This is a genomic window from Okeania sp. SIO2B9, from assembly GCF_010672505.1.
GTDB classification, from domain to species: domain Bacteria; phylum Cyanobacteriota; class Cyanobacteriia; order Cyanobacteriales; family Microcoleaceae; genus Okeania; species Okeania hirsuta.
On sequence record NZ_JAAHGK010000494.1, the window covers coordinates 1 to 5,050 of the forward strand.

The 5,050-nt window shown below is 33.8% G+C and carries 5 protein-coding genes; 4 read left to right on the forward strand and 1 reads right to left on the reverse strand.

The window, feature by feature from the left end; translation table 11 throughout:
• The 3 genes from F6K13_RS17615 to moaA all read left to right on the forward strand — a co-directional run.
• Positions 1 to 463: hypothetical protein (locus tag F6K13_RS17615; RefSeq protein ID WP_287287907.1), on the forward strand; the 463-nt coding region annotated here is incomplete at its 5' end.
• A gap of 150 nt (positions 464 to 613) precedes the next feature.
• On the forward strand, positions 614 to 1,291 hold the full coding sequence (locus tag F6K13_RS17620) for a hypothetical protein (RefSeq protein ID WP_124146972.1): 678 nt from the start codon (positions 614 to 616) through the stop codon (positions 1,289 to 1,291).
• Between the two features lie 414 nt (positions 1,292 to 1,705).
• Positions 1,706 to 2,692: a GTP 3',8-cyclase MoaA gene (gene moaA, locus F6K13_RS17625; protein ID WP_124146973.1), complete on the forward strand. Its 987-nt coding sequence runs from the start codon at positions 1,706 to 1,708 to the stop codon at positions 2,690 to 2,692.
• Positions 2,693 to 3,377: 685 nt separating this feature from the next.
• On the opposite strand, the gene rpsD is transcribed toward moaA, so the two are convergent.
• Positions 3,378 to 3,986, reverse strand: coding sequence for a 30S ribosomal protein S4 (gene rpsD, locus F6K13_RS17630; protein WP_124146974.1), 609 nt, complete (start codon positions 3,984 to 3,986; stop codon positions 3,378 to 3,380).
• Between the two features lie 111 nt (positions 3,987 to 4,097).
• On the opposite strand from rpsD, the gene F6K13_RS17635 reads away from it, so the two are divergent.
• Positions 4,098 to 4,670 (forward strand): hypothetical protein, encoded by a 573-nt coding sequence (locus tag F6K13_RS17635; protein ID WP_124146975.1) that lies wholly within the window; start codon positions 4,098 to 4,100, stop codon positions 4,668 to 4,670.
• Positions 4,671 to 5,050: the final 380 nt, after the last annotated feature.

Sequence of the window (5,050 nt, forward strand, 5' to 3'; positions counted from 1 at the left end):
TGTCGATCCAAATATAGACGCTATTATTTGCTCTAATCCCTATTCTAATTATTCTATAAGTGCTAAAAAAGAATGTATCAATAGTAATATTGGTCTTTTTATGCTCAGAGAATTCATGGGAGCAATTCGTTATCAAGGGGAAAAATATTTTAACTATTTGCTTAAGGATGAGAAAGCAAGCAGGATAAGTAGATTATCATCTGCATTGAAAAAAAGTGAAATTCTTAAATGTAATTGTAAAGTTTATCTTTTCGGTTCTTATCTTAGGCATAAAATATTTAATGACATAGATATAATATTAGTTGATCCTGATAAGAATGCAATGAGTGGAATTGAACTTATAAAAAATGAAATAAATAAATATTTTCAAGGAAGTGAAATTAAAATATATTTTACTATTTGCTCGGAAAATGAATTATCAAAAATGGAACTTATTTATGATAATCGAGAGCAGATTCTTTAGGTTTGCAGTAATAAAAGATTGATAATTTCATGCTATATTTTGGCATGAGTAACTCGTAAAAATCCCCTTGTCTAGCTACTGGTGAACGGGGCGTTACAAAATTTAGATTATGTCGCCAAAATTTCACGCTCCTAAATTAGTAACTTTAATATGATTTATTTATCTCCCAAAAAAACCATTATATTTCTGATATTTATTGTTATTGGCTTAACTATTGCCAGTATTACCGGGCAGTTTTTTCAATATTATGGTTTCTCTAATTCTACCGAATTGATTGATAAATTTAATGTAGATGGAGAATATACCATTCCTTCATTATTTTCATCTTTTAGTTTATTTTTTTGCTGTGTCATTCTGGGAATAATTTCTCATAAAAAATGGCAACAGAAGGATAAATATCTTTGGAAGTGGATAGGTCTATCTGTCATATTTTTCTATCTAGGACTTGATGAAACAATTAGCTTGCACGAACAACTAATTCATCCTTTGCGAGATATGCTGAATGCGACGGGAATATTTTATTACACTTGGGTAATTCCAGGATTAATATTAGTTATGACTGTTCTATTCATTTATCTAAAATTTCTTCAGTCTCTGCCTAGAAAAATAAAATATCTATTTTTTCTCGCTGGAATATTTTATGTTGGAGGTGGAATAGGGATGGAAATGGTTGGTGGATATTACGCTTATTTGTATGATACTAATAACTTTTTTTATGAAATCTTGGTAACGATTGAAGAGTTTTTTGAAATGTTAGGAGTTGTTGTCTTTATTTATGCACTTTTGTGCTATTGCAGGGAACAGGCAATAGTCAAGAGGCAACAGTAAGAAAAATATTTTCCTACCTAAACTTCATCAAAAGAATCTGTTTTAATAATGCTCAGATATTTATCTATGCAACTTACTGAAATTTAGAATCCAAATTCTATAGCAAGGAACGAGTTGGTGTTTGACTTATGTTGATGATGAACTGTAAGACACAAGAGATACTTTACTTTTCTCACAGATGAGCTGTTGCTTTCCTGAACTATTCCCTGCTATAGCTTTTTTCCGTCTTTAACTCTGACTATGTCATTAAAATATTTTATAGGAGATATATCTTAGGCTAAAAAGATAAATTCAGACCTAAAAACTGCTATTAAAGCCATTCATTCTGACTCCTGACTCCTGACTCCTGACTCCTAAGAAATATCTTAGCTATTCAGTATAATATCAAATTGTATTCCATACAATATTTTTAACATGAATAAAGTTGATTATTTAAGAATTAGTCTGATAGATCGTTGCAATTTTAGGTGTCAATATTGTATGCCAGAAGGTGCAGAAATTAACTATGTATTACAACAAAACTTACTAACTCATAATGAATTATTAACTCTACTAAAAGAAGTTTTTATTCCTGTAGGTTTTACTCAGTTTCGATTAACCGGAGGCGAGCCTTTATTACGTCCTGGTGTGATAGATTTAGTAGAAGCGATCGCCTCTTTCCCAGAAACCCAGGACCTATCAATGACCACTAATGGATTTTTGTTGGCGGGTATGGCAAAAGATTTATATAAAGCTGGCTTGAGAAGAGTTAATATTAGTTTAGATTCTCTAGACTCAGATACTTTTAATATAATTATTGGTAATCGGGGTCGTAGTCGTTGGCAACTGGTTTGGAATGGCATTCAAGCTGCTTATGATGTAGGTTTTGACCCTTTAAAAATAAATGTAGTGGTAATTCCTGGGGTTAACGACCATGAAGTTTTAGACTTAGCAGCTTTAACTATTGACCGTAATTGGCACGTTAGATTTATTGAATTTATGCCCATTGGTAACGATAAATTATTTGACGATCGAGGTTGGATATCTTCAGAAGAATTACGGCAAAAAATTAGGAAACGATGGGGGTTGACAGAATCTTCTGTTAAAGGAAATGGCCCTGCCGATGTATTTCAGATTCCTGGAGCAAAAGGGACACTGGGATTTATTAGTCAAATGTCAGAATGTTTTTGCGATCGCTGTAATAGAATGCGTCTCTCAGCAGATGGATGGTTAAGACCTTGCCTTTTGAATGAAATGGGTCAAATAGATTTAAAAAGTGCGCTGCGTAGTGGGGTTTCTGTTGAGGAGTTACGGCAGCAGGTAGAATATTTGTTGGGTATTAAACCAGAAATTAATTTTAAACAAAGAGAGTCTGGCACTACTGGAAGTTATGGTCGAACTATGTCACAAATTGGTGGTTGAAATCAGTTATCAGTTATCAGTTATCAGTTATCAACGGGAGTGCTTAAAATTGTTTGGGGTTATAAGACACGAAATGATCGGTCGTTGACTATCATCAGCAATTTTTCCTTCTGCCTTCTGTCTTCTTCAATATTATCAAAATAATTGGGTCTAAAACCCAGCCTTTTGAGGCGAAATGTTTTTGGAGAGTTGTTCAAAATCCCAGTTACCAAAAAAAATTCTGACTCTTAATTTTTGACTTTTGACTTCTAACTTCATTAACCCCGCCTAAAAATAAACTAAACGGGGTTTAGTTGAGTAAATCAAAAATTTAAGATAAAAAACTATAGCAAAGAACGAGTTAATTAGGGCTTACCGATCAAATCTAAAAGCATTGACATCTAAAGACTTTAGGCTTTTTGGAGTCTTTAAAAAGTGCCTGGTTTTCAGCTCTTGACGCTCATGCATGAAGCGTATTTTAGGCAAGAGCATGACAGAAAAATCAAGGAACAATTCTTACTCCTACCTCCTCGCTCATTGCCCGTTTTTCCTGTCTCCTGTCTCCAGTATAGCTGTCTCCTACCCCTACTCAAAGACTTTTTCAGCAAACCCTAATTAGGACATAGACTGATAATAAACCAAAGAAGGGAAAATGTTTTTCCTACTGTTCCCTGTTCCCTGTTCCCTGTTCCCTGATATAAAATCTCTATGCTTGTCTGGAGTAATATTCCACAACTAATAGTTCGTTAATTTGAAGTGCCACCCACTCCCGTTCCACAATACTATTAACCTTACCAACAAGTTTATTTTTATCAAATTCTAAATGGCTAGGAATATTAGCTAAACCAGGATATTGAAGATTAGTTTTTACCAATTCCTGAGAAGCCTCTTTTTGCCTAACACTAATTACCTCTCCTGGTTTACACTGATAACTAGCAATACTAACAACTTTACCATTTACTGTTACATGACCATGATTAACTAGCTGTCGTGCTGAGGGAATAGTTGGTGCCATTCCTAAACGAAATACAGTATTATCTAAACGCATTTCTAGTAGTTGCAATAATACTTGTCCTGTGGAACCTGCTGCACGACGAGCTTTTTTTACATAACGTAGGAGTTGCCGTTCTCTGAGACCATAATTATAAAGCAGTTTTTGCTTTTCTTCTAGTCGAATTGCATACTCTGAGCGCTTTCTGCGATTTTGACCATGTTGACCAGGGGGATAAGCACGTCTGGGACTTTTGCGAGTCAGTCCTGGTAAGTCACCAAGACGACGCGCTATTCTTAAGCGTGGACCTCTATATCGAGACATATAATTTCCTCATTAACATCAAATTTAACCACAATCTTATATTATATACTATTTAACCAAGGCTTTGTCAATTGACCTTTCTTGAATAGTAAACCTATTGATTTATTTATTATGCCTAATATTTCTAACATTAACTTTTCTAATTTATTCCTTAAGAAGTTTTCTCTATCTATTAAATTCTTTCATTGGCGCTGGATTTATTTATTAGGAGTTTTTAGTTATGGCCTGTTGATAGTTAATCCGGAATTAGCAACAGCTCAAGCAAATAAAAAATCTTTTAAAATTTGCTCTGAAGAATTGCTAAGTGTGGGTTTATCTGAAGCAGAAGTAGCTAATGCTTGTGGTGCAGCTCTCAAACCCAGAGGTTTATCAGGATGCGTTACAAAAATATATGATAGTACAACAGAAGAACTTTCAGCAGAAGATATTCTATTTAATTGTCAACGAGTTAGAAGAGTTGATGAGTTGGGCACTTGTGTAGAAACAATTAATGAATCAATTCAAGATAAGTCTAATGAAGCTGCTATTTTAGAAAGTTGTCGTCTGAGTTTACTTCCCGAACGTTTTTCTTCTTGTGTTGTTGGTTTAAGTGCTAATGTGGAATTAACTACAGAAGAATTATTATCTAATTGCCTTAATCCTGATGCAGAAATCAGTGATATTTCTCCAGACGAAGAAAGTTAAAGGCAGTTTTAAATAATTATTAATTATTAAATAATTTTGGTTTAAAGCCTCCCCTTTTAAGGGGAAAAAAGAAATAATATTTCCTTATATTCAATCCTCTCGGTTTTAACCAGAGGTAATTATCAATTATCCATTATCAATTATCAATTAATGAACTTTCCTTAAGGTGGATAGGATTAGCGAACAATATTTTTTTCTGGTGTTGCTGATGCGTGGGTATGATTTGTATTTTTTGGCGATTGCTAAACTATATCAATGACAAATATTTGAGATTCTTCAGTTTTTATTTTCATACCTTAGATCCAGCAACATCTTTTTTCTTTATTTATTCAAATAGGTTGTGCCCGGAGAGCAATTTGTTCCCTCCGGGAGCGAGGGTC